At 70.9% G+C, this 24,483-nt stretch carries 20 protein-coding genes; 10 read left to right on the top strand and 10 right to left on the bottom strand.

All coding sequences use genetic code 11. The annotated features are described in order from the left end of the window. Nucleotides 1-8: 8 nt before the first annotated feature. From ACGFY9_RS08505 to ACGFY9_RS08490, 4 genes are all read left to right on the top strand, one after another. Nucleotides 9-2,036, top strand: a complete 2,028-nt coding sequence (locus ACGFY9_RS08505; protein WP_393752987.1) for a TerD family protein — start codon at nt 9-11, stop codon at nt 2,034-2,036. Between the two features lie 234 nt (nt 2,037-2,270). Then, nucleotides 2,271-3,272 (top strand): TerC/Alx family metal homeostasis membrane protein, encoded by a 1,002-nt coding sequence (locus ACGFY9_RS08500; protein ID WP_393752986.1) that lies wholly within the window; start codon nt 2,271-2,273, stop codon nt 3,270-3,272. 128 nt (nt 3,273-3,400) lie between these two features. Further along, nucleotides 3,401-3,715: a hypothetical protein gene (locus ACGFY9_RS08495; protein WP_393752985.1), complete on the top strand. Its 315-nt coding sequence runs from the start codon at nt 3,401-3,403 to the stop codon at nt 3,713-3,715. Nucleotides 3,716-3,776: 61 nt separating this feature from the next. Continuing rightward, entirely contained in the window at nt 3,777-4,880 is a 1,104-nt protein-coding gene (locus tag ACGFY9_RS08490) for a calcium:proton antiporter (protein ID WP_393752984.1), read from the top strand. A gap of 100 nt (nt 4,881-4,980) precedes the next feature. Here the strand turns inward: ACGFY9_RS08490 and ACGFY9_RS08485 are convergent, their stop codons facing one another. After that, on the bottom strand, nt 4,981-6,252 hold the full coding sequence (locus ACGFY9_RS08485) for an MFS transporter (RefSeq protein ID WP_393752983.1): 1,272 nt from the start codon (nt 6,250-6,252) through the stop codon (nt 4,981-4,983). 173 nt (nt 6,253-6,425) lie between these two features. Between ACGFY9_RS08485 and aroQ the strand changes: the two genes are divergently transcribed. Continuing rightward, a complete protein-coding gene (gene aroQ / locus ACGFY9_RS08480) occupies nt 6,426-6,899 on the top strand; it encodes a type II 3-dehydroquinate dehydratase (protein ID WP_393752982.1) in 474 nt (157 codons plus the stop codon). A gap of 53 nt (nt 6,900-6,952) precedes the next feature. Here aroQ and ACGFY9_RS08475 read toward each other — a convergent pair whose 3' ends face one another. From ACGFY9_RS08475 to ACGFY9_RS08455, 5 genes are all read right to left on the bottom strand, one after another. Continuing rightward, nucleotides 6,953-7,714, bottom strand: coding sequence for an amino acid ABC transporter ATP-binding protein (locus tag ACGFY9_RS08475; protein WP_393752981.1), 762 nt, complete (start codon nt 7,712-7,714; stop codon nt 6,953-6,955). Next, complete coding sequence (locus ACGFY9_RS08470; protein ID WP_393752980.1) at nt 7,711-8,628, bottom strand: amino acid ABC transporter permease; 918 nt, start codon at nt 8,626-8,628, stop codon at nt 7,711-7,713. Before ACGFY9_RS08470 ends, ACGFY9_RS08475 begins: the two co-directional genes overlap by 4 nt. After that, nucleotides 8,625-9,509, bottom strand: a complete 885-nt coding sequence (locus ACGFY9_RS08465; protein WP_393752979.1) for an ABC transporter substrate-binding protein — start codon at nt 9,507-9,509, stop codon at nt 8,625-8,627. The genes ACGFY9_RS08470 and ACGFY9_RS08465 overlap by 4 nt, the downstream gene beginning before the upstream one ends. Before the next feature lie 305 nt (nt 9,510-9,814). Beyond that, nucleotides 9,815-10,471 (bottom strand): MBL fold metallo-hydrolase, encoded by a 657-nt coding sequence (locus ACGFY9_RS08460; RefSeq protein WP_393752978.1) that lies wholly within the window; start codon nt 10,469-10,471, stop codon nt 9,815-9,817. Between the two features lie 10 nt (nt 10,472-10,481). Further along, the gene (locus ACGFY9_RS08455) at nt 10,482-11,168 is read right to left on the bottom strand and encodes a maleylpyruvate isomerase family mycothiol-dependent enzyme (RefSeq protein WP_393752977.1); all 687 of its coding nucleotides are present in this window, start codon (nt 11,166-11,168) and stop codon (nt 10,482-10,484) included. Between the two features lie 225 nt (nt 11,169-11,393). Between ACGFY9_RS08455 and uvrA the strand changes: the two genes are divergently transcribed. After that, complete coding sequence (uvrA, locus tag ACGFY9_RS08450) at nt 11,394-14,372, top strand: excinuclease ABC subunit UvrA (protein WP_393752976.1); 2,979 nt, start codon at nt 11,394-11,396, stop codon at nt 14,370-14,372. 72 nt (nt 14,373-14,444) lie between these two features. Here the strand turns inward: uvrA and ACGFY9_RS08445 are convergent, their stop codons facing one another. Both ACGFY9_RS08445 and ACGFY9_RS08440 read right to left on the bottom strand, forming a co-directional pair. After that, nucleotides 14,445-15,356, bottom strand: a complete 912-nt coding sequence (locus ACGFY9_RS08445) for a carbohydrate kinase (protein ID WP_393752975.1) — start codon at nt 15,354-15,356, stop codon at nt 14,445-14,447. Next, on the bottom strand, nt 15,353-16,402 hold the full coding sequence (locus ACGFY9_RS08440) for a LacI family DNA-binding transcriptional regulator (RefSeq protein ID WP_393752974.1): 1,050 nt from the start codon (nt 16,400-16,402) through the stop codon (nt 15,353-15,355). The genes ACGFY9_RS08445 and ACGFY9_RS08440 overlap by 4 nt, the downstream gene beginning before the upstream one ends. A gap of 229 nt (nt 16,403-16,631) precedes the next feature. Here ACGFY9_RS08440 and ACGFY9_RS08435 point away from each other — a divergent pair, with 229 nt between their 5' ends. Further along, the gene (locus ACGFY9_RS08435; protein WP_393752973.1) at nt 16,632-17,054 is read left to right on the top strand and encodes a Rieske 2Fe-2S domain-containing protein; all 423 of its coding nucleotides are present in this window, start codon (nt 16,632-16,634) and stop codon (nt 17,052-17,054) included. 27 nt (nt 17,055-17,081) lie between these two features. On the opposite strand, the gene ACGFY9_RS08430 is transcribed toward ACGFY9_RS08435, so the two are convergent. Both ACGFY9_RS08430 and ACGFY9_RS08425 read right to left on the bottom strand, forming a co-directional pair. Beyond that, a complete protein-coding gene (locus ACGFY9_RS08430) occupies nt 17,082-18,029 on the bottom strand; it encodes a hypothetical protein (RefSeq protein WP_393752972.1) in 948 nt (315 codons plus the stop codon). A 213-nt stretch (nt 18,030-18,242) separates the two neighbouring features. Further along, nucleotides 18,243-18,614 carry a response regulator gene (locus tag ACGFY9_RS08425; protein ID WP_393752971.1) on the bottom strand — a complete coding sequence of 124 codons (372 nt, stop codon included), beginning with the start codon at nt 18,612-18,614 and terminating at the stop codon, nt 18,243-18,245. A 172-nt stretch (nt 18,615-18,786) separates the two neighbouring features. Between ACGFY9_RS08425 and ACGFY9_RS08420 the strand changes: the two genes are divergently transcribed. From ACGFY9_RS08420 to ACGFY9_RS08410, 3 genes are all read left to right on the top strand, one after another. Then, complete coding sequence (locus ACGFY9_RS08420; protein ID WP_393752970.1) at nt 18,787-20,175, top strand: extracellular solute-binding protein; 1,389 nt, start codon at nt 18,787-18,789, stop codon at nt 20,173-20,175. Nucleotides 20,176-20,660: 485 nt separating this feature from the next. Beyond that, nucleotides 20,661-23,291, top strand: coding sequence for a PAS domain S-box protein (locus tag ACGFY9_RS08415; protein ID WP_393753371.1), 2,631 nt, complete (start codon nt 20,661-20,663; stop codon nt 23,289-23,291). 472 nt (nt 23,292-23,763) lie between these two features. Then, a complete protein-coding gene (locus ACGFY9_RS08410) occupies nt 23,764-24,435 on the top strand; it encodes a response regulator (protein WP_393752969.1) in 672 nt (223 codons plus the stop codon). Nucleotides 24,436-24,483 lie beyond the last annotated feature (48 nt).

The raw sequence follows: 24,483 nt of genomic DNA, 5'->3' as shown, positions 1-24,483 counted from the left end.
CGAGAGCGATGGCAGCCGAGCTGGTGCGGGGGCAGAACCACCCGCTCTCCCAAGTGCGCCTGGAGATCCGGGTCGCGGCCGGCCAGCCGGTCGTGGCCGCCGCCACGCTCGGCGACGAGCGCGGCAGGATCCACGGTGTCGAGTGGGTGGCCCACCCGGGCACACCCACCCTGCCCGGCCTGGAGGTCTCCAAGCAGGCGGCCGCCGACCACCGCCTTGCGGTGGACCTGGGCGCCATGCCCGAGGCCGTGCACCGCGTCAGCGTGCTCCTCGCCCTGCCCCTCGGCGCCGACGGCCCTGCCCGCTTCGGCGCCCTGGCCGCGCCCTTCGTCGCGGTCACCGGCCTCGACGGCACCGAGGTCGCCAGCTACACGATCACCGGCCTGGACGCCGAATCCGCTGTCGTGGCCCTGGAGTTGTACCGCAGGCAGGGTGCCTGGAAAGTACGTGCCGTCGGCCAGGGCTACGCGGGCGGCCTCGCCGAACTCCTCACCGACCAGGGCCTGCCCCAGGCCCCCCACCTCGCGGGCACCATCAACGAAGCGGTGGCCCACGGCCTCGCCCGCTCCGTGGCCGCACCCCCACCGCGCACCCCGGACGGCGACCGCACCCGCCAGACGGCCACACCGGTCCTCGGCCCCGAGGGGAGCGGCCCTGCGACACAGGGCGCCCCCGGAGCCGTAGCACCGCAGCCGACGTCTCCGTACGGGACGCAGGGCAGCCCGGGGGCTGTAGCGCCGCAGTCCGGATTCCCCGGTTCCGCCGCGCCCGCGGACCCGGCCGCCACTCAGCCCGCCGCCCCCGCCTCCGGTGGCCCGATCGACTACAGCCACCCGCGCCGGCAGCAGACCGGGGCACCCCCGCAGCCCGCGCCGACCGCGGCGCCGGCTCAGCCCGGGCAGCCCGCGCGGCCCGTTGCCGGGGACGCGACCGGGTGGTCGATGGAGGAGCGGCTGTACAACCAGGTGTGGGGGATGTTCGAGGACCTGGCGCGCACCATGGCCGCGTACCGCAGTGCGGTCGACTTCGCGGACTCGCGCAGGGAGAAGGAACTCGACCAGGCCCTGTCCGATCCGCGCAGCCGGATCGGTGGTCAGGGGGACGCGGCCCGGGAGGCGGCGCAGGTCAAGCACGCCCAACTCGTCGACCAGGCACGGGCGGCCCTGGACCGGGACCTCGCCCAGCTGGCCGCCGAGTCCGACGTGGTCGAACCCGCGCTTCCGCCGGCGTTCGCGGGCTGGGACAACCCCGTCTGGCACGGCTACCGCGTTCCGATGGAGATCCCGATGGCCGTGCGCCTCGGCGATCTCCACCTCCCGGAGAGCCCCGAGCTGCGCGTCCCGATGCTGGTCCGGCTGCCGCTGGAGCGCGGCCTGTGGATCGACAGCGGTGGCGCGGAGTCCCTCGACGGCTCGTTCACCGACTCGCACGAACTGCGGCGCCTCGCGCTGGACACGGCCGTGGCACACGCGGCCCGGCTGCTCGCCGTCTATCCGGCGGGCGAGTTCGCCGTGCACGTCATCGACCCCGCCGGTTCGGCGGCGCAGGCGTTGGTCCCCCTGGTGCACACCGGCGTGCTCGCGGCGCCGCCCGCCGTGGGCGCCGCCGGGGTGACGGACGTGCTGACCCGGCTCACCCAGCGGGTGGACCTGGTGCAGATGGCGGTGCGCGGCGGTGCCGCCGACTCGCTGCCGCCCGGCCTCGACACGGCCGAACAACTGCTGATCGTCAACGACTTTCCGCACGGCTTCGACGACCGCGCCGTGACCCAGCTGCGCTATCTCGCCGACGAGGGCCCGAGCGTCGGCGTCCATCTGATGATGGTCGCGGACCGCGAGGACGCCGCGGGCTACGGCCCGTTGCTCGACCCCCTCTGGCGTTCGCTGATGCGACTCACCCCGCTGCCCGACGACCACCTCGCCGACCCCTGGGTCGGACATGCCTGGACGTACGAGCCCTCGCTCGTGCCGCCCGGCAGCCAGGTGCTGCGGCAGGTGCTGACCGAGGTCGCGACGGCCCGCACCAAGCTCAGGTAAAGGGCCTTCACCTGCACATTTATCCTTTCTTTGGTAATTGCTTTACCTTTCCTTGGTGGTTAGGGTAGGCTTTTCCGTACGGAGGGGAGTACTCCCTATCTGCTGCGGCGTACCCGTCAATACGGATCAGGCCAGATCCCGGGGCGTCGGCCCTGGGCGCCCGTCCAAGGTGGAAGAGACCTCCGGTAGCGACGACGCTGACCATTTGCCGTTAATACCGCCGGAGGAGCAGTAGTGGATGTTTCCGTGACCCTGTGGGTCCTGACCATCGTGGGGCTGGCGGCCCTCATCGCGGTCGACTTCTTCATCGGCCGCAAGCCGCATGACGTGTCGATCAAGGAAGCCGGAATCTGGACGATCGTCTGGATCACCCTCGCCGGACTCTTCGGACTCGGCCTGCTCCTCTTCGGGGGCGGCCAGGCCGGCGGGGAGTTCTTCGCCGGCTTCATCACCGAGAAGTCGCTGAGCGTCGACAACCTCTTCGTCTTCGTCCTGATCATGGCGAAGTTCGCCGTGCCCTCGCAGTACCAGCAGCGGGTGCTGCTCGTCGGCGTCCTCATAGCCCTGGTCCTGCGGGCCATCTTCATCGCGGCCGGCGCGGCCATCCTCGCCAGCTTCGCGTGGGTCTTCTACATCTTCGGCGCCTTCCTCATCTGGACCGCCTGGAAGCTCATCCAGGAGGCCCGCGCCGACGAGGAGGAAGCGGAGTTCGAGGAGAACAAGCTGCTCAAGGCCGCCGAGCGCCGCTTCGGCGTGGCCGACCGGTACCACGGCACCAAGCTGTGGATCCGGGAGAACGGCAAGCGGGTCATGACCCCGATGCTGGTCGTGATGCTCGCGATCGGTACGACGGACGTGCTCTTCGCGCTCGACTCCATCCCCGCGATCTTCGGCCTGACCCAGGACCCGTACATCGTGTTCACGGCCAACGCCTTCGCGCTGATGGGCCTCAGGCAGCTGTACTTCCTCATCGGCGGCCTGCTGAAGAAGCTGGTCCACCTCAGCTACGGCCTGTCGGTCATCCTCGGCTTCATCGGCGTCAAGCTCGTGCTGCACGCACTGCACGAGTCCGGCGTCCATGTCCCGGAGATCTCCATCCCGGTCTCGCTGGGCGTGATCTGCGCGGTCCTGATCGTCACCACGATCACCAGCCTGATGGCCAACAAGAAGCAGGCGGCGGCCGAGGCGGCGCAGGCAGAGACCGAAGGCGCTCCGAAGGACAGCATCGACGTCTGACCGCGTCCGACGTAGGAACAACGATCACCGGGAGCACCGCACGATGAATTGCCGACCGCCGCTCCCGGTGCTTCGTTGGATACCGAGCGCGACCGGTCCGGGAGCGCCACGGCCGCGTGGAGGTATCCATGGATGTATCGAAGAAGTTCGTGCAGATCGTCGACTTCGAGACCGACCGCTTCGACGAGATGCAGGCGGTGGCCGAGGAGGCGGACAAGCGGATGGCGGGCCGTGCCGGCGGGCCGACGCACCGCCTCGTCCTGCGGGACCGGAACAATCCGGGCCACGTCCTCGTCGTGATCGAGTTCGACTCGTACGACGACGCCATGCGCAACAGCCAGGACCCCGAGACCGGCAAAATGGCCGAGCAGATGGCCGCGTTGTGTACCAGGCCACCGTCGTTCACCGACTGCGACGTACTGGACATGACCGAGTTCAAGTAGCACCGGACGGGCCCCGCGGCGCCGGAGTGCGGGGCCCGTACGCCTCTGCGAGGATCGCTTCATGATCACTCGGCTCAGGTCGCTCACCAACCGGTGGACGACCTTCGTACCGGTGCTCGCGGCCGTCCTGTTGGTCTTCACCTGGGGGCGCAAGGATCTGCCCGCCGTGGTCGTCGCCCTGGTGACCGTGGTCCTCGCCGGCGCCGTGCTGGCCGCGGTGCACCACGCCGAGGTGATCGCCCACCGGGTCGGGGAACCCTTCGGCTCCCTCGTCCTCGCCGTCGCTGTCACGATCATCGAGGTCGCCCTGATCGTCACCCTGATGGCCGACGGCGGCGACAAAAGCTCGACCCTCGCCAGGGACACCGTCTTCGCGGCCGTCATGATCACCTGCAACGGCATCGTCGGCCTGGTCCTCATCGTCGCCTCGCTGCGCCACGGCACGGCGGTCTTCAACCCCGAGGGCACCGGCGCCGCCCTCGCCACCGTGGCGACCCTGGCCACGCTCAGTCTGGTCCTGCCGACCTTCACCACCAGCAAGCCGGGCCCGGAGTTCTCCGGCGCCCAGCTCACCTTCGCCGCGCTCTCCTCGCTCGCCCTGTACGGCCTCTTCGTGGCCACGCAGACCGTGCGGCACCGCGACTACTTCCTGCCGGTCTCCCGGCAGGGCGAGGCGATCACCCAGGACCACCACGCGGACGCCCCCTCCGCCCGCACCGCCCTGATCAGCCTGGGCCTGCTGGGCCTCGCCCTGATCGGCGTGGTCGGACTGGCCAAGGGCGTCTCACCGACCATCGAGTCCGGCGTCGAGGCGGCCGGGCTGCACCACGCAGTCGTCGGCGTGATCATCGCGCTGCTCGTGCTGCTCCCCGAGACCATCGCCGCCCTGCGCTCGGCCCGCCGCGACCGGGTGCAGACCAGCCTCAACCTCGCGCTCGGCTCCGCGATGGCCAGCATCGGCCTCACCATTCCCGCCGTCGCCCTCGCGTCCATCTGGCTCTCCGGCCCGCTCGTCCTCGGCCTCGGCTCCACACACATGGTGCTGCTCGCCCTGACGATCGTGGTGAGTTCGCTGACGGTGGTACCGGGCCGGGCGACACCGCTCCAGGGCGGAGTCCATCTGGTGCTGTTCGCGGCGTACTTGGAGCTGGCGATCAATCCGTAACGCGCTGAGTTCCGTGCGCGAGGCGTTCCGGACGGCACGTAAACGCTTACGCAAGCCTTTACGTCTCCTGCTGCCTTACGTCCCCCCGCCGCGCGAGCCCTCACCCGGTGACCGGCTCCGCGGCCACCGCCCCCACCGGCCGGGTCTCCGGCAGCAGCGCGAAGCAGCCCAGGCTGAGCAGGGCGACCCCGGTCAGATAGGCGCCGACACCCCAGGGGACGCGCCCACTGTGCTCGGCGAGCGCCGTCGCCACGATCGGGGTGAGCGCGCCGCCGAGGACCCCGCCGAGGTTGTAGCCGACGGCGGCGCCCGTGCAGCGCACCCGCGGCTCGTACAGCTCCGGCAGGTACGCGCCGAGCACGGCGAACATCGTCACGAACGCGAGCAGCGCCCCCAGGAACCCGAGGAACATCAGCAGCGGCGCACCCGTGGCGAGCAGCGCGACCATCGGGAACATCCACAACGCGGCGGCCGTGCACCCCAGCAGACACAGCGTCCGGCGCCCGTAGCGGTCGCTCAGCAGCGCCATCACGGGGGTGAGCGAACCCTTCACCACCACGGCGGCCATGATGCAGGCCAGCATCTCCGTACGGCCGACCCCGAGCCGCTCCGTGCCGTAGGCGAGGGACCACGTCGTCACCGAGTAGAAGATGGCGTACCCCACCGACAGGGCCCCGGCGGTCAGCAGCACCAACCGCCAGTGCTCGCGCACCACTTCGGCGAGCGGCACGCGCGCGTGGTCGTCGATTTCGAGGAACCGGGGGCTCTCCGCGAGCGACGAGCGCAGCCACAGCCCACCGAGGGCCAGCACCCCGGCCACCCAGAACGGCACCCGCCAGCCCCAGTGCGCGAACTGGGCATCCGTCAGGGTCGCCGACAGCGCCAGCATCACGCCGTTGGCCAGCAGGAACCCCACCGCGGGCCCGGCCTGCGGAAAGCTCGACCACAATCCGCGCCGCCCGGCCGGCGCGTGCTCGGCGGTGAGCAGCACCGCACCGCCCCACTCCCCGCCGAGCCCCAGCCCCTGCAGAAAACGCAGCACCAGGAGGAGCACGGGAGCGGCCACCCCGATCGAGCCGTACGACGGTACGCAGCCGACCGCGACCGTCGAGGCGCCGGTCAGCAGCAGCGAGGCGACGAGGACCGGCCGCCGTCCGCGCCGGTCCCCGAAGTGCCCGAACAGGATCGAGCCCAGCGGGCGCGCCACGAAACCCACCCCGAACGTCCCGAAGGCGGCCAGTGTCCCCGCCACCGGCGAGAACGTCGGGAAGAACAGGGGGCCGAGGACCAGGGCCGCCGCCGTGCCGTAGACGAAGAAGTCGTAGAACTCGATCGCGGTCCCGGCGAGCGAGGCGGCCGCGAGGCGCAGCATGGAAGGGGGTCTTACGGTGCGTACATCGTGCATGCCGCGTCAACTACCCACAGTGAGCAACGGTTACGGGGGCGTGCGCTGGTGCGGAGGGGTCGTGATAGACCGGGTCCGAGCAGCGGCCGTCGACCGGCGGCCCCGCCTCGAACGACATGTCCGAACGGACCGGAGGAACCGTGCCCCGCACCCTGGCCAACGCCCCGATCATGATCCTCAACGGCCCCAACCTGAACCTCCTGGGCCAGCGGCAGCCGGAGATCTACGGCTCCGACACGCTCGCCGACGTCGAGGCGCTGTGCGTCAAGGCGGCGGCGGGGCTCGGCGGCACGGTGGACTTCCGGCAGTCCAACCACGAGGGTGAACTGGTCGACTGGATCCACGAGGCGCGGCTGAACCACTGCGGCATCGTGATCAACCCGGCCGCCTACTCGCACACCTCGGTCGCGATCCTGGATGCCCTCAACACCTGTGACGGGCTGCCGGTGGTGGAGGTCCACATCTCCAACATCCACCAGCGCGAGTCGTTCCGGCACCACTCGTACGTCTCGCTGCGCGCCGACGGTGTCATCGCGGGGTGCGGTGTGCAGGGGTACGTGTTCGGCGTGGAGCGGGTCGCCGCGCTGGCGGGCGCGGGGAAGGCCGACACGTAAGCACCGGCCTCCAAGCGCACGCCCCTTACAGACCACCAGTTACAGACGCCCCGTCACAGACGGCCCGCCTCCACGATCCGTCGCAGGAAGCGCCGCGTGCGCTCCTGTTGCGGGTCGCCGAAGATCTGCTGAGCCGTGCCGCGCTCCAGGACGACCCCTCCGTCCAGGAAACAGACCTGGTCGGCGACGTCCCGGGCGAAGCCCATCTCGTGCGTGGCCAGCACCATGGTCATGCCCTCGTCCTTCAAGTCCCGCACCACGGCGAGCACTTCACCGACCAGCTCGGGGTCGAGCGCGGCGGTGATCTCGTCGAAGAGCAGCAGCCGGGGACGTACGGCCAGGGCGCGCACGATCGCCACCCGCTGCTGCTGACCACCGCTCAGCCGGTCCGGGTAGGCGCCCGCCTTGTCCCCGAGCCCGAGCCGCTCCAGCAGCTCACGCGCGTGTGCCTCGGCCTCCGCACGGGACACGCCGTGCACCCGGCGCGGGGCCAGGGTGATGTTCTCCAGGACCGTCATGTGCGGGAACAGGTTGTACGCCTGGAACACCACGCCGATACGGCGCCGTATCGCGTCCGGGTCGACGCGCGGGTCGGTGATCTCCTCGCCGTCCAGCCAGATCGCGCCGTCGTCGATGTCCTCCAGGAGGTTCGCGCACCGCAGCAGCGTGGACTTGCCGGAGCCTGAGGCGCCGATCAGCGCGGTCACCGTGTGCTGCGGGACCTCCAGGTCGACGTCCCGCAGGACGACCGACGTGCCGAAGGTCTTGCGGACGGACTCCATGCGCAGCACGGGCGAGGTGGTGTCGGTGCTCATGTCGTGCCTCCCTGGGCGCGCTGCTTGTCCATCCGCGCGGTCACCCAGTCCGTGAAGCGGGTCATCGGGATGGTCAGCGCCACGAAGACGAGCCCCGCGACGATGTACGGCGTGTAGTTCAGGGCGCGCTGCGCGATGATGTCGGACGCCCGTACGGCGTCGATCGCGCCGCCGATCGACACGAGCCCGGTGTCCTTCTGGAGGGACACGAGATCGTTCAACAAGGGCGGCACCTGCCGGCGTACAGCTTGGGGGAGCACCACGTGCCGCAGCGCCTGCCGGTTGCTCAGGCCCAGCGAGCGGGCCGCGGCGCGCTGCGAGGGGTGCACGGACTCGATGCCCGCGCGGAACACCTCGGCGACGTAAGCCGAGTACGTGAGCGTCAGCGCCGCACCGCCCAGCCACACGGGGTCGACGGTCACGCCCTGGAGGCGCAAGGCGGGCACTCCGAAGACCACGATCATCAGGTTGATGATCAGCGGCAGCCCGCGGAAGAAGTCCGTGTACGCGGCGGCCAGCACCCGCAGGGGGAAGAATACCGGCCCGCGCAGGGTGCGCGCGATGGCGATCAGCATGCCCAGGACGAGCACCAGCACGCCGCAGATCAGCAGCAGCCGGACGTTCAGCCACAGCCCTTCGAGGACCTTGGGGAACGCCTCGCGCGCGTAGTGCCCGTCGAAGAAGGTCTCCTTGGTGCGCTCCCAGCCCGGCGCGCTGACCACGACCACGTACAGGACGACGGCCGTGACCAGGGTCGACACCGCGGCGATGGCGGTCGCGCGCCGGGCACGGGTGCGCTTGTGACGCTCGCGGTCCAGGCGCCGCTGCGAGGGGACGTACGTGTCGCCCCCGCCGGGCATGTCGCCCTTGTCGTCCGCGGCCTCCCGGCCGGAGTCGTCCTTCACCACGGTCACTTGAGGACCGGGGCGTCGACGGCGTCGGAGAGCCACTGCTTCTCCAGCGCGGCCAGTGTGCCGTCCTTGCGGAGGGCGTTCACGGCCGACGTGACGCACGACGTGAGGTCGCTGCCCTTGTCGAGGACGAGCCCGAACTGCTCGGGCGTGCCGCCCTGGTTCTCGAACTGGCCGACGATCTTGGCGTTGGTCACCTCGGCCGAGGTGATGTAGAAGGCCGTGGGCAGGTCGACGACGATCGCGTCGACCTGGCCGTTCTTGAGTGCGGAGACGGCCTGGTCGTTCTTGGAGAACGCGGCCTCCTGCTGCGTCGGCTTCACCACGTCGCTGATGTAGTTCAGGCTCGTGGTGCCGACCTGGGCGCCCAGCTTGAGGCCCTTCAGGCCCGCGATGCTCGTCGCCTTGGCGGCCTTGCCGCCCTTGAGCGCGATGACGGCCTGACGCACGTCGTAGTAGCCGGATGAGAAGTCGACGGCCTTCTTGCGCTCGGTGCTGATCGACACCTGGTTGATGTCGAAGTCGAAGGTCTTCACGCCGGGCGCGAAGGCCTTGTTGAAGGGGACGCTCTGCCAGACGACGGCGCTCTTGTCGTAGCCGAGTTGCTTCGCCACGGCGTACGCGACCGCCGACTCGAAGCCCTTGCCGTTGGCGGGCTTGTCGTCCTCGAACCACGGCTCGTACGCCGGCTCGTCCGTCGCGATCGTCAGCTTGCCGGAGGTCTGGGTGGCCAACTTGCCCTTGGCGCAGGTGGTCGCGGTCGAACCGGAGGCCTGGTCCGAGGCTTTGTCCTCCGGCTGCGGAGCACAGCCGACGGCGGTGGCGAGCAGGGCTACGGTTGCGGCGGATATCGCGCGGCGCAGTACGCGAGGGGCAAGGTGCATGGCGGGAGGGTGACAGTCGGACGTCCTGATTGTCCAGGTCACAGCCCCGAATGTCCGCATAGTGGGAACGCTTGTTGCGCTCTTGTGAACAGCACCTGTGGGACGCCGATTCCGGCCCGCTCGCCGGGGCCGCCGGTCGAGGGCGGGGAATGATGGACCGGCGGCCCGTCCGCGCAGGAGCCGTCGTCCTGAGCGGGGCTGCTTCCAGTCGACCGCGCAACCACGCGCGTGGGGAGCGCGTGCGGGACACCGGTGCGTGCGAAGGATTCACACGGGGCGCGCACGCGCCGGTTCCTGCCGGACCGTCACCACCCGCGCGCGTGCCACTCCGGCAGGTGCGGGCGCTCCGCGCCCAGCGTCGTGTCGTTGCCGTGCCCCGGGTAGACCCAGGTCTCGTCCGGGAGCGTGCCGAAGATCTTCGTCTCGACGTCGCGGATCAGGCTCGCGAACGCCTCGGGGTCCTTCCAGGTGTTGCCTACGCCACCCGGGAACAGGCAGTCCCCGGTGAACACATGAGGGTGCCCGTGCGGGTCGTCGTAGACGAGCGCGATCGAACCCGGCGTATGACCCACGAGGTGACGCGCGGTCAGCTCGACCTGCCCCACGCGGATCGTGTCGCCGTCGTCGACCAGGACGTCCGTCGGCACCGGGATGCCCTCGGCGTCCTCGCGGCCCGCGTACGTACGCGCGCGCGTGGCCGTCACGACCTCCGCGAGCGCCTGCCAGTGGTCGCCGTGCTGGTGGGTGGTGACGACGGACGCGATGCCGTCCTCGCCGATCGTGCCGAGCAGGGTCTCCGCGTCGTTGGCCGCGTCGATCAGCAACTGCTCGTCCGTGGCCCGGCAGCGCAGCAGATAGGCGTTGTTGTTCATGGGCCCTACCGCGATCTTGGTGATCATCAGGTCCGTGAGCTCGTGCACATCCGCCGGTCCGCCGACCGTCACCTCGCCGCTGTACGTCATGGCGGTCACCCTATAGCGGCGGCAGCGTCGGCAAGGAGCCCCCGTCGACCGTCAGGCCGGACCCGTCACGGCGTCCGCAAAGCCAGCCGAGCAGAGCCGCCGGGCTGCCGGTGACGGTGAGGTCGGGCTTCTCGGCGGACCGGCTCGTGCTCCACGCGTGCGTGCCGTCGGTGAGGTGGGTCGACGGCACGTCCGGGTGCCCGTCGAACCGCTCGACCAGGAAAGCGATCTCCCGCTGGGTGAACTCCTCCGGGAGGTCCTCCAGCTCGTAGCCGATCCCCAGGTCCACGTGGTGCAGCTCGACCTCGATCCAGCGCCGGAACGGGATCCGGGACGCGGAGTCGACGACCCCGTTGCGCAGCTCCACGGTGCGGGACCAGTCCGAGGGAGCGGCACCCGCGTCCTGGAAACGGGCCCCGCTCTCGCGCACGTCGGCGAGCTGGACGTCCAGGGGACGAGGAGCGTCGCGCTCGATGTCGGCATCGCGGACGCTCGCCGTCGCGTACATGGGGCGCCCCTCCAGGACGTTCACGAGGGCGTCCGCGTTCCGGGCGAGGTGGGCGAGGACGTGACCGCGGCTCCAGCCGGGAAGCCGTGACGGCGCGGCCACGGAACCGTTGTCCAGTGCGGCGGCAGCGGTGAGCACTCGCTCGGTCGCATCACGTACAGAGGCCAGGTCATGAGCGTGATCAATCATGCTGCTGACCCTAGTCCCGCCACACCTTTGGGTGAAGGTGGTGAAGCAGTGCCATAAATCGAATGCACGTGCTATATCGTCGGGTGCGGCGTCGGGCATGCTGGAAGGCCGGAGGTTGTTATGCCTCGGCCGGGATTCCGACCGGCGTTGTCAGTGGCTCCCCCTAGTCTGGGAATGACGGGGGCCCCGCCCCTGTCACTTCTCTCAAGAAAGGTGCGGACCGGCGTGGCCGACCGTCTCATCGTCCGTGGCGCGCGCGAGCACAATCTGAAGAATGTCTCGCTCGACCTTCCACGCGACTCGCTCATCGTTTTCACGGGCCTGTCCGGGTCGGGCAAGTCCTCCCTGGCCTTCGACACGATCTTCGCCGAGGGCCAGCGGCGCTACGTGGAATCGCTCTCCTCGTACGCCCGCCAGTTCCTCGGCCAGATGGACAAGCCGGACGTCGACTTCATCGAGGGTCTCTCCCCGGCCGTCTCCATCGACCAGAAGTCGACCTCGCGCAACCCGCGCTCGACGGTCGGCACCATCACCGAGGTCTACGACTACCTGCGCCTGCTCTTCGCGCGCATCGGCAAGCCGCACTGCCCGGAGTGCGGCCGGCCGATCACGCGCCAGTCGCCGCAGGCCGTCGTCGACAAGGTCCTGGCGCTGCCCGAGGGAAGCCGCTTCCAGGTCCTGTCGCCGCTGGTGCGCGAGCGCAAGGGCGAGTTCGTCGACCTCTTCGCGGACCTCCAGACCAAGGGCTACAGCCGCGCGCGCGTGGACGGCGAGACCATCCAGCTCTCCGAGCCGCCCGTCCTGAAGAAGCAGGAGAAGCACACCATCGAGGTGGTCATCGACCGCCTCACGGTGAAGGACTCCGCCAAGCGCCGGCTCACCGACTCCGTGGAGACCGCCCTCGGGCTGTCCGGCGGCATGGTCGTGCTCGACTTCGTCGACCTCCCCGAGGACGACCCCGAGCGCGAACGCATGTACTCGGAGCACCTGTACTGCCCGTACGACGACCTGTCCTTCGAGGAGCTGGAGCCCCGCTCCTTCTCCTTCAACTCGCCCTTCGGCGCCTGCCCCGAGTGCTCCGGCATCGGCACGCGCATGGAGGTCGACGCCGAGCTGATCGTCCCGGACGAGGACAAGTCCCTGGACGAGGGCGCCATCCACCCGTGGTCGCACGGCCACACCAAGGACTACTTCAGCCGCCTCATCGGCGCCCTCGCGGACGCGCTGGGCTTCCGCACCGACATCCCCTTCGCGGGCCTCCCGCAGCGCGCCAAGAAGGCCCTGCTCTACGGCCACAAGACGCAGATCGAGGTTCGGTACCGGAACAGGTACGGACGCGAGCGGGTCTACACGACGCCCTTCGAAGGCGCCGTCCCCTTCGTGAAGCGGCGGCACGGCGAAGCGGAGAGCGACGCCAGCAGGGAGCGCTTCGAGGGCTACATGCGCGAGGTGCCCTGCCCCACCTGTCACGGCACGCGTCTGAAGCCCGTCGTCCTCGCGGTCACGATCATGGACAAGTCGATCGCCGAGATCTCCGGGATGTCGATCAGCGACTGCGCGGAGTTCCTCGGCGGCATGAAGCTCGACGCCCGCGACAAGAAGATCGCCGAGCGCGTCCTCAAGGAGTGCAACGAGAGGCTGCGCTTCCTGGTCGACGTCGGCCTCGACTACCTCTCGCTGAACCGCGCGGCCGGCACGCTCTCCGGCGGCGAGGCCCAGCGCATCCGCCTGGCCACCCAGATCGGCTCCGGACTCGTGGGCGTCCTGTACGTCCTCGACGAGCCGTCCATCGGCCTGCACCAGCGCGACAACCACCGGCTGATCGAGACCCTGGTCCGGCTGCGCGACATGGGCAACACGCTCATCGTCGTCGAGCACGACGAGGACACCATCAAGGTCGCCGACTGGATCGTCGACATCGGTCCCGGCGCGGGCGAGCACGGCGGCAAGGTCGTGCACAGCGGCTCCCTGAAGGAGCTGCTCGCCAACGACGAGTCGATGACCGGTCAGTACCTGTCCGGCAAGAAGGCCATCCCGCTGCCCGAGATCCGGCGCCCGCTCGACCCCTCCCGCCGGCTCACGGTGCACGGCGCCCGGGAGAACAACCTCCAGGACATCGACGTCTCGTTCCCCCTGGGCGTGTTCACCGCGGTCACCGGCGTCTCCGGCTCCGGCAAGTCGACCCTGGTCAACGACATCCTGTACACGCACCTGGCTCGCGAGCTGAACGGCGCGAGGAACGTGCCGGGACGGCACACGCGCGTGGACGGCGACGACCTCGTCGACAAGGTCGTGCACGTAGACCAGTCGCCCATCGGCCGCACCCCCCGATCCAACCCGGCGACGTACACCGGAGTCTTCGACCACGTCCGCAAGCTGTTCGCGGAGACGACCGAGGCGAAGGTGCGGGGCTATCTGCCCGGCCGCTTCTCCTTCAACGTCAAGGGCGGCCGCTGCGAGAACTGCGCGGGCGACGGCACCATCAAGATCGAGATGAACTTCCTGCCGGACGTCTACGTCCCGTGCGAGGTGTGCCACGGCGCCCGCTACAACCGGGAGACGCTGGACGTCCACTACAAGGGCAAGTCCATCGCCGACGTCCTGAACATGCCCATCGAGGAGGCCACGGAGTTCTTCGAGGCGGTCCCCGGGATCGCCCGCCACCTCAACACCCTCAAGGACGTCGGCCTCGGCTACGTCCGCCTCGGCCAGTCCGCGACCACCCTGTCCGGCGGTGAGGCACAGCGCGTCAAGCTCGCCAGCGAGCTCCAGCGCCGCTCCACCGGCCGTACGGTCTACGTCCTGGACGAGCCGACCACCGGCCTGCACTTCGAGGACATCAGCAAGCTCCTCACCGTGCTCGGCGGCCTGGTCGACAAGGGCAACACGGTCATCGTCATCGAGCACAACCTCGACGTGATCAAGGTCGCCGACTGGGTCGTCGACATGGGCCCCGAGGGCGGCGCGGGAGGCGGTCTGGTCATCGCCGAGGGCACACCGGAGCAGGTCGCCGCGGTGGGGGCCAGCCACACGGGCAAGTTCCTGCGCGAGATCCTAGACGCCGACCGGATCAGCGACGGGGCCCCGGTGAAGGCGCCGCGCAAGACGGCCGCCAAGAAGACCGCGGCGGTCGCGGCGAAGAAGTCCGTGCCTGCCAAGAAGGCCACGCCCGCGAAGAAAACGACGCGAGCCCGCAAGGCCTGACCGGCAGCGAGCACGCGCGTGTGGCGCCCTGCGGGAACCTCCCCGCAGGGCGCCACACGCGTTCAACAGCCTCTACAGAACGCCCAGTTCAGAGGCGTACGGCGGTTCCGCCCCCGCCCGTGAGCACGTGATCGCCGCCGCCCGCGCCGCGAGCCGCAGCAGCTGGGTCCAGCCATCGCGGCCCAGGACGGCCATCCCCTCCGCGGACAGCGCGTTCCGGACGGACAGGCCGTGCAGCAGCGCCGCGTTGACGGTGTCACCGGCGCCGATCGTGTCCACGACGTCGACCTTCTCGCCCGGCACCGGGTACACCGTGCCGTCCTGGGTGAACGCGGCGAGGCCGTCGCCGCCCTGGGTGATCACGACGGCCGAGGGACCGGCGTCCAGCCACTCGCGCGGGGTGCCGCCCAGCCACAGCGCGTCCTCCTCGGACAGCTTGAGGAGCGACACGTACGGCAGCCAGCTCTTGAAGCGCGCCCGGTACGCGTCCGCGTCGGGGATCAGGCCCGCCCGGATGTTCGGGTCGAGCAGGGTGAACACGCCCTGCGCGAACGCGGTCCGCATCAGCTCCTCGTAGGCACTCGCGCCCGGCTCCAGGACGAGCGAGCAGGTGCCGAAGGACACCGCCTCGGTCTCGGCGGGCAGCGCCGCGGGCACCTCGAAGAGCCGGTCGGCGGTGCCGTCGACGTAGAAGGAGTACGTGGCCGAGCCGTGCGCGTCGAGCGTGGCGACCGCGAGGGTGGTCGGCTCCTGGCCGCGCTGTACGTCCAGGACGTCCACGTCGGCCTGCCGCAGCCCGGCGAGCAGGGCCTCGCCGAACGCGTCGTAGGAGACGCGGGAGCAGAAGGCGGTGGGGGAGCCGAGGCGGCCGAGGGCGACGGCGGTGTTGTACGGGCCGCCGCCGAGCGCCGGCTTCAGGGCGGCGAGTGCTCCCGTGCCCTGCGGCACCAGGTCGATCAGGGCCTCACCGGCTACGACGATCACGAGATGTTTCCCCTCTGGGACTGTTCGGACGGGTCGGGGCAGCCGCAGGACGTGCGGTGGACGAAGGCGCAAGGGAGGCGCAGGACGCGGGCGGGCCGGTCCGGCGAGGCGAGGCGGTCCAACAGCAGCCGTAAGGCCTGGGCGCCGATCTCCTTGCTGGGCTGGGCGATCGCGGTGAGCCGGGGCTCGAACAGGTCGGCCCAGGTGAAGGCGTCGAAGCAGCACAACGCCAGGTCGCCGGGGACGGACAGGCCGCGCTCGCGCAGGGCGCGCAGGGCGCCGATGGTCATCGCGTTGTTCGCGGTGACCAGAGCCGTGGGCGGGGTGGCGAGGGACAGCAGCTTCTCGGTGGCCCGCTCGGCGGCGGCCGACTCGGAGTCGCCGTGCGTCAACAGCCGTTCGTCGTAAGGGAGTCCGGCGGTGGCGAGGCCGTGGCGGTATCCCGCGATCCGCTCGCGGGTGGTGCTGAGCCCGGGCAGACCCGCGACGAGGCCGATGCGGCGGTGGCCGAGTCCGGCGAGGTGGGTGACGAGGTGGGCCGTCGGCTCGACGTTCTCGGCGCACACCTGGTCGACGGGCGGTGCGTCGTCCGAGGGGGCGTCGACCACCCGGTCGAGGAACACCGTCGGTACGGAGTGCCGGCCGAGGTAGGCGACCAGGGCGTCCGGGGCCGCCGACGGCGCGACGATCATGCCGTCCACCCGGCGCTCGTGCAGGAGTTGGACGACCGTGCGCTCGTGCTCCGGGTCGTCGTGCGGATCGGCGATGAGCAGGCTGTAGCCCTGTTCCAGGGCGCCGGCCTCCACGCCCTGGAGGATCTCCGTGAAGTACGGGTTGCTGATCGCCGACACCGCGAGGCCGATGGAGCGGGTGCGGGACGTGACCAGGGAGCGGGCGAGGGTGTTGGGGGTGTAGCCCAGTTCCTCGATCGCGGTCAGCACGGCCTGCCGGGTGCCCGGCAGCACCGGACGGGTGTCGTTCAGGACGTGCGAGACGGTCGCGACGGAGACACCGGCGCTCCGTGCGACGTCGGCCATGGTGGCCATCGCGGATCCCCCTCCCCGAGGTGCGGCGGGCCTTGAAATGCGGCAGGCCTTCCGGTCGGGAACGTATCTCATCCGACGCCAGGCGTAAACGCTTGCGCAAACGTTTACGTACCGTGAGCGCCCGTCCGGTGAACCCACCTCAAAGCGGGCGGAACGCCACGGGTATCGTCGCCGTGCACCGCGCCTTGAACAGCCCGGACACCCCGAACGACAACAGCTGGAGACCCCCATGCCCGGCCGCCCCGCCCCGAGCCGTCGTACCGTCCTGCGAGGCGCGGCCCTCACGCCCGTCGCCGGGCTCGGACTCAGCGCCTGCTCGGGCGGTGGCTCAGGGGCCGCGGCGACCCCGACCGCGCCCGTGGACCTCGGCGCGGAGAGCGAGGTCGCCAAGGGGAGCGCCAAGCTGTACCGCGATCAGAACGTGGTCGTCAGCCGGGCGGCGAACGGCACCCTCAAGGCGTACAGCACGATCTGCACGCACGCGCAGTGCCCCATCAACAAGCTGGACGGCACGACGCTCATCTGCCCGTGCCACGGCAGCCAGTTCGACGCCATGACCGGCAAGGTGGTGCAGTCGCCGGCCACCGAGCCGTTGCAGGAGCTGAAGGTGACGGCCGAGAACGGGAAGATCGTCGCGGGGCCGGCCGCCTGATCCTCAGGGCGGCCGGGCTCCGGCGGCTCACTCCCAGTCCCAGCCGATCCCCACGATCCCCGACCGCATCCGCGGCTCGACGAGGTGCACCGAGTGGTGTCCTCCCGCCAGACGCAGTTCCTGGCGGCCGCTGCGCGGGGCCGCCGCCGAGTGCTGGGTGAAGCGGTGGCAGCGCACCGGCAGCGCGTTCTCGTCGAAGCGCACCTGGAGCGCGTACTGGCCGCCCGCGATACCGAAGTCACGGACGTACTCGCGGGAGACGCCGGCGGTGCCGTCCTCGACGCCGTAGCGGAAGAGGAACGTATCTCCGGAGCGCAGGCGGGTGCCGAAGAGGAGTTCGGCGACCAGGATGCCGGTCTCGTGGTGGCGGCGGACGCGGCCCGTGCGGCAGTTCTCCAGGGCGTGCACGGTCATGCGGTCCGGGGTGCAGCCCGGGTCTCCGTAGTGGACGGCTATGAAGCGGTCGATGCCGTCCCGGTGGGCGCGGACGATGTGGTGCGACTCGCGGCCGGCCAGCTCGCGGTGCGGTCCGACGCGCACGCGCTCGTGGTGCCCCAGGGTGTGCAGGCCGCTGTCGAGCGAGGCCTCCAGTCCGGCCAGCAGCTGTTCCAGGACGCCGGAGGCCTCGACGAAGGAGCGGTACGAGCGGGCCGCCGGGCGCTGCGCCACGGCGCGTTCCTCGGCCTCGGCGAGCAGCCGGATCAGGGATTCCTCGGGGAGCTGGAGGATCTCCTCCAGTGCCCGTACGGCGCGCAGCGACTCGGGGCGCTGCGGGCGGCGGGCGCCCTGCTGCCAGTAACTCAGGCTGGTGACACCGACCTTGACCCCGTAGCGCGAGAGGTGGTGCTGGACGCGTTGCAGCGGCAGTCCGCGGGCGGCGATGGCGGCGCGCAGCGCGACATGGAAGGGGCCGCCGCGCAGGGCCGAGTCCAGTTCCGCGGTGGCGACGTCCGCCTGCTGTGTGGCGTGCGGCATGCAGGGGCCCTTTCTGTGAATGTTCACAACGGCTGGTCAGACCGTTCACGCGAGTTGCTTCGGGGCCCCCGTCGGCGCCGGAGAAGGGTCTTCACATCCGTACGCCGTCGTTCACGCCCCGAGTTCCCCCGCATTGAAGCGTGTTGACCAAGTCCCGACAACACCTGTCGCCCATCAGGCATATGTGATGTGGCCTAGTCACGCCGGGTGCGCTCACGGTGGTGCGGGCGGCCCGTCGTCGCCCAGCACGTCCCTGATCGCCCGCGCGGACAGGGCCGACTTGTGCAGGAAGCCGTGTGCGGGGCTGGCGGCGATGAGTTCCTGGAAGTCCTCCCGGGAGTGCGTCGAGATGAGGATCACCGCCGGTACGTCGCCCACCAGCCGGCGCGCGACGTCGAAGCCGTTCTCGCCGTCGAGGTCGAGATCGACCAGAACGACGTCGGGGGCCTTTTCCCGGGCCTGGGAGAGGGCGTCCGCGCCCGTCGAGGCGGTGCCGACGACTTCCACGCCGCCGCGTTCCAGCAGGGCGCGAGCCGCCTCCAGGAACCGGGCGCTGTCATCGACGAGGAGACAGCGCAGCGACATGTGCCCAGCTTGCCAACCGGCGGTCGGCCGCGCTTTCCGGCTAGCCGGAAAGTGCTGAAGTCCCGTGCCACGACCGGAGGTTCTCGTGCACGCAGGGCGATGGGGATGCGACGGGCGGTAGCATGACGGCGCCCTGGGGAGACCACGTCGTCCGGTCGAGTGGGGGTCTGCCATGAACGGAACGAGCGCCACGCGCGCGTGGACCGGCAGCCGCGGGATCCGCGGAACCCTGGTCCCCTGGGTGGTGTGCGCGGCCCTGCTGCTGGCCGCGTGCGACGGCGGCGGGAGCGACGCCAAGGGGGCGGGCGCGTCCCCGAAGGACACCACCTGCGACGGGAAGATCCACGGAACCGCGCACATCACCGTCTGGTACCACGCGGGCCCCAGCGGCGAGTTCACCACGCTGCAGAACCAGGTGAAGGAGTTCAACCGACAGCAGAAGCGGGTGCGCGTCGAACTGGTCACCCTCCCGGAGGACCGCGCCTACACCGCCCTGGTGCTGTCGGCGGCGGCCAGCGGCGACCTGCCCGACCTCCTGGACTTCGACGGCCCGAACCTCTACAGCTACGCCTGGTCGGGCAAGCTCCGGCCGATCGACTCCTGTGTGCCCGCGAGCGTCCGCGCCGACCTGTTGCCGACGATCCGTCAACAGGGCACCTACGCGGGCAGGTTGTGGGGCATCGGCACCTTCGACTCGGGCATGGGCCTGTATGTGCGCAAGTCCGTCATGAAGAAGGCCGGGATACGCGTCCCGACCGGCCCCAAGGACGCTTGGACGGCCGGCGAACTGACGGGCATCCTGCGCAAGTTGCGCACTCAGGGCTACAAGGCACCGCTCGACCTGCGGCTCGTCTACGCGCAGCCGGGCCAGGAGTGGAACACCTACGGCTTCGCACCCGCCGTGTGGTCGGCGGGCGGCGACCTCGTCGAGCCCAGGAACTTCCGCACCGCCGACGGCTATGTGAACGGCCCCGGTTCGGTCAAGGCGCTCACCGACATGCAGAACTGGGCCAAGGCGGGGCTCATCGACATGGTCAAGGACGACAAGGCGTTCGTCAGCGGCCGCAGCGCGATCTCCTGGTGCGGGCACTGGACCTATCCGGAATTCAACAAGGCCTTCCCCGGGGACGTCGCGATCGTCCCGCTGCCCGACTTCGGCCAGGGGACCGTCACGGGGATGGGCTCCTTCCAGTGGGGCGTCCCGGCGGGCGACGCGGACGGTGACGCCGTGTGGCGCTTCCTGTCCTTCCTGCTCCAGCCCGCCCAGGTGCACCGGATGACCGTGGCCAACGGGGCGATCCCGGCGACCGAGAGCGCGATCGAACTCTCGCCGCAGTACGCACCCGGCGGCCCCGAGCACCTCTTCATCGAGCAACTCCAGGACGGAGTCGCCCGCCCCAGGCCCCAGACGCCCGCCTACCCGGCGATCACCGACGCCTTCTCCCGGGCCTTCGCGAAGATCATCTTCAATCGGGCGCCGGTCAAGGCCACCCTCGACCAGGCCGCCAAGAAGATCGACGACGACCTCGCGGCGCACGACGGCTATCCGCCGAGCAGGTAGCGAAAGCGGGCGCCACGCGCGTGTGCCCGACAGGGTTCTACGGGCGGGTGCCGGACGGGGTCTTACGCGCGCGTGCTCGACAAGGGTTCCACGGGCGCGAGCCCGGCGGGGCCGCCTTACGCGCGCGTGCTCGACGTGGGTCCTACGCGCGCGTGCCCGACTCCGAGGGACCCGGCCTCCCCAAGGCCCTGACGATCATGGCCGATTGGGGGCAGGCTGGGCATGTGACCGACCATCATCGATACGTCCCACCTCCGGGCCGCTGAGGGCCCGCCGTGCGTCGCCCCCTGTCCCCGGGCCCGCTCCGTAGGCTGCTCGCAGGGTTCCGCCCCGAGCCCGACCTCGCCACGCCCACCGCGCTCCCGGAGCTGCGCAGCCCGCGCTCCGACCGCCCCGCCCGGCGTGGCCCCCGTCGTCGGCACCCGCGGCCCGGTGCCGCCCTCCGGATACCCTTCCTCGCCCGGCTGCGCGTCGGGCGCAAGCTGATGCTCCTGGTGCTGCTCCCGGTGACCGGCATGCTGGCGTTCACCGTGTTCGGCGCCGTCTCGCAGTGGCACGACGCGCAGACGATGCGGGACTTCCGTACGGCGACCGCGCTGTCGTTCAGGACCACCGCGCTGACCGACGCCATCGCCAGGGAACGCATCGCCGCCGTGAAGGCCCGGCTGCGTCCCGGAGCGGCGACCCTGAAGGAACGCTCCGGTGCGCAGCACGCCACCGACCACGCCCTGAACGCGGCTCTCCTGGGCGCGGCCGACTGGACCGGGCCGTCCGACGTAGCGGGCCGGCTCGACGCGCGGAACCGCCAACTGCACGCCCTGCGGCTCCAGTCGGGGACCGGCTCGCTCACCGCGCCCCAACTCGCCGCCCAGTACGACACGATCGAGGACGACCTCCTGGAGCTGGCCGCCACCCTGGAGTCCGGCCGGCCGACCCGCACCTCCGGACAGGCGGCCGACGCCCACATCGCGCTCCTGAACGCCATCGAGGCCGCCGAACGCGAACGCACCGAACTGGCCGTGCTCTTCGACACCCGCGACGCCCCGCACGCCACCGCCACGGACCGGTGGTTGGCCCTGGAGGACGCGCTCCTGGACGACTTCGACCGGACCGCGCCCGCCGCCCTAAAAGGCAGGCTCTACGTCGCCCTCCTCCAGCACCCCGGCCTCGTCGTCCGCACGACCCGCGAGACCCTCGCCGACCCGCACGCCCAGCGCAACGCCTGGCCCACGTACGACGGTTGGCTGACCGCGTCGACCCGGCGCATCGAGGCCCTGCGCGGCATCCAGCACCAGGCCGCCGCCGAACTGGGCCGCGACGCCGCCCGCGACCTCGACACGGCACGCACGCGTGAGGCACGCGACCTCAGCGTGTCGCTTGCCGTCCTGGCCGCCGTCACCGTTCTCGCCCTGACCCTGCGGCTGTCGATCACCCGCCCCCTCAGCGAGGTCTCCGCAGGCGCCCGCGCGCTCTCCGAGGGCGATCTGTCGTACGACATCCGGTACACGGGCCGGGACGAACTCGGCGCCGTCGCCGACACGTTCCGGGAACTACGGGTCACCACCGAACGGCTCGCCGGCGAGATCAACACCATGAACACGGCGATCGACGACAACCGGCTCGGCCACCGCGCGGACGTCGCCGCGTTCGAGGGGACCTGGGCGCGGCTGCTCGGCGGCATGAACGGCACCATGGCGTCCTTCGCCGCCGCGCACGGGCGGCGCGACAAGGCCGAGCAGGAGCTGGCGAGCATCTTCCACCTCTCCCTCGACCTGTTGTGCATCGCGGGACTCGACGGCTACTTCAAGCGCGTGAACCCCGCCTTCGAGCGGACCCTCGGCCACTCCGCCGACGCACTCCTGGGCAGACCCTGGCTGGAGTTCGTGCACCCGGAGGACCGGGCACGCACGCGTGCCGCCCTCGACCGGCTGGCGAGTGGTGTCGAACTGGCCGAGTTCGAGAATCGCCTCCTCCGGGACGACGGAACCGAACGCTGGCTCCAGTGGAACGCCCGCCCGGTCACCGCGGACGGCCTGATCTACGCCGCCGCACGAGACGTCACCGAGAGCCGCCGCGCCGCCCGCGAACAGACCGCGCTGCGCCGGGTCGCCACCCTCGTCGCGCGCGGGGTGCCACCGCACGAGGTGTTCTCCGAAGTCGCCGACCAGGTGGGCAGGGTCCTCAGCAGCGGCTCCGCCGCGGTCCTGCGCTACGGCGTCGACGGGGCCGCCACCGTCCTCGGTTCCGCCCGCGGAGCCGCCGCCGAAGCTGAGACGGCCGCCGCGGCGGAGGTGGCGCGCACCGCCCGCCCCGCGCGTGTGGGCCGCTCGGTGGGCGCCCCCATCGTCGTGGACGACCGGCTGTGGGGTGCCGTCGTCGCGGCCGCCGACGGCACCGAACCGCTGCCCCCGGGCACCGAGTCCCGGCTCGCCGACTTCACCGAACTCGTCGCCACCGCCCTGGCCAACGCCGACAGCCGCGACCAGCTCACCGCGTCACGCGCGCGCGTGGTGGCCGCCGGGGACGCCTCCAGACGCCGTATCGAACGCGATCTGCACGACGGCGTCCAACAGCGGCTCGTCTCGCTCCAACTCGACCTCAGGATGGCCCAGTCGATGCTGGACGAGCAGCCGGAGGAACTCGCCGAGCAACTGGACCACATCGCCAAGGGCCTGGACGACACCTTCGCCGACCTGTTGCAGGTCGCGCGCGGCATCCATCCCGCGATCCTCTCCAAGGGCGGCCTGGGCCCGGCCCTGCGCGCACTCGCCCGCCGCTCCGCCGTCCCCGTGGAACTCGACCTGCGCCTGCCCGCCGGCCGCCTCGTGGAGCGGATCGAGGTCGCCGTCTACTACGTGACCTCCGAGTGCCTCACCAACGCCGTCAAGCACGCGCGCGCGAGCTTCGTGGCGGTGTCCGCGCGGGTCGAGGACGACGTCCTGGAGGTGACGATCGCCGACGACGGAGTGGGCGGCGCCGACCTCGGGCGCGGCTCCGGGCTCATCGGACTCGTCGACCGCGTCGAGGCGATCGGCGGCAAGCTGCACGTCGCCAGCCCACCAGGGGAGGGCACGACCCTCACCGTACGACTGCCGCTTCCCCGGACGGAGGGGTGACCGCCCGAGGCGTACGCGATGGGGTCCAGGCCGGGGGAACCAGGGACTCGGTGATGTCGCGTACGCGTCGGGCGGTCTTCTCGGACGGAGAGGCAGCCGTCCGGCTCCAGGAGTGCTCAGAGGTTCTGGCACGCAGGCGCTTGGCGCGGACCACGTCGGGGTCCCGCGGGTCGAGGAGGTCCTTCAGGGACCGCGTGTCGTCCTCGTACGGGCGTACACGGACCGGCCGCCGTCGTCTGTCCGCCTGTGTCCGCCGCATCTTCCGCAGCCCTTCCGACCTGCCGACCCGGGGTCCGGCGCCTCGCGCCCGGGTGACCGGTCCGCCCGCATTCGCACTGCATCGAGAATCGCCCGGACACGGCGCCACGTCTTCACGGTCACCCCCAATTCCCTTACCTGCTAGCCGTACCCGACCCTGTCCGGCAGGCTGTGCGTGGCGCACCGCACCGGTCGGGCAAGGGGAGCCGTGACGATGGACGCATCGCAGCAGACCGCGCGGGGACGGGTCGTCCTCGCCGACGACGACGTCCTGCTCAGGGAGGGTCTCGCGAGCCTGTGCGAACGCCTGGGCTACGAGGTCGCGGGCCAGGCCGGCGACGCGGTACGGCTCCTGGAACTGGTCGACGCCGAGCGGCCCGACCTCGCGATCGTCGACATCAGGATGCCGCCCGACCACTCCACCGAGGGCCTGAAGGCGGCCCGGACGATCCGGGAGCGCCACCCCGACACCGGCATCCTCGTGCTGTCCGCGTTCGTCGAGGTCGAGGAGGCCCTGGAACTGCTGGCCGGCGGCCACAAGATCGGCTATCTCCTCAAGAGCCGGATCACGGTCGTCGACGAGTTCGTCGAGGCCCTCGACCGCATCCACAAGGGCGGCTCGGTCGTCGACCCCTCCCTGGTGCACGAGCTGTTCTCGGCGCAGCGCCGCGGCGACCCGCTGTCCTTCCTCAGCACCCGCGAGCGCGAGGTCCTGGCGCTGATGGCGGAGGGCCGCTCCAACGCCGGCATCGGCCGCAGGCTGTGGGTCACCGAAGGCACCGTCGAGAAGCACGTCCGCAGCATCCTGGGCAAACTCCGCCTTCCGGAAGCCCCCGACGACCACCGCCGTGTCCTGGCGGTTCTCACGTTTCTGGAGTCCAGGTAGGAGTCCCGCTCGGAGTACCGGCCGGACACCCCGCAAGAGTTCCGCCGG

Origin of the sequence: Streptomyces sp. NPDC048504 (assembly GCF_043200035.1) — a bacterium.
In the GTDB taxonomy this organism is placed as follows: domain Bacteria; phylum Actinomycetota; class Actinomycetes; order Streptomycetales; family Streptomycetaceae; genus Streptomyces.
The sequence above is the reverse complement of the archived record's forward strand: the minus strand, read 5'-3'. Positions and strand labels throughout refer to the sequence as shown.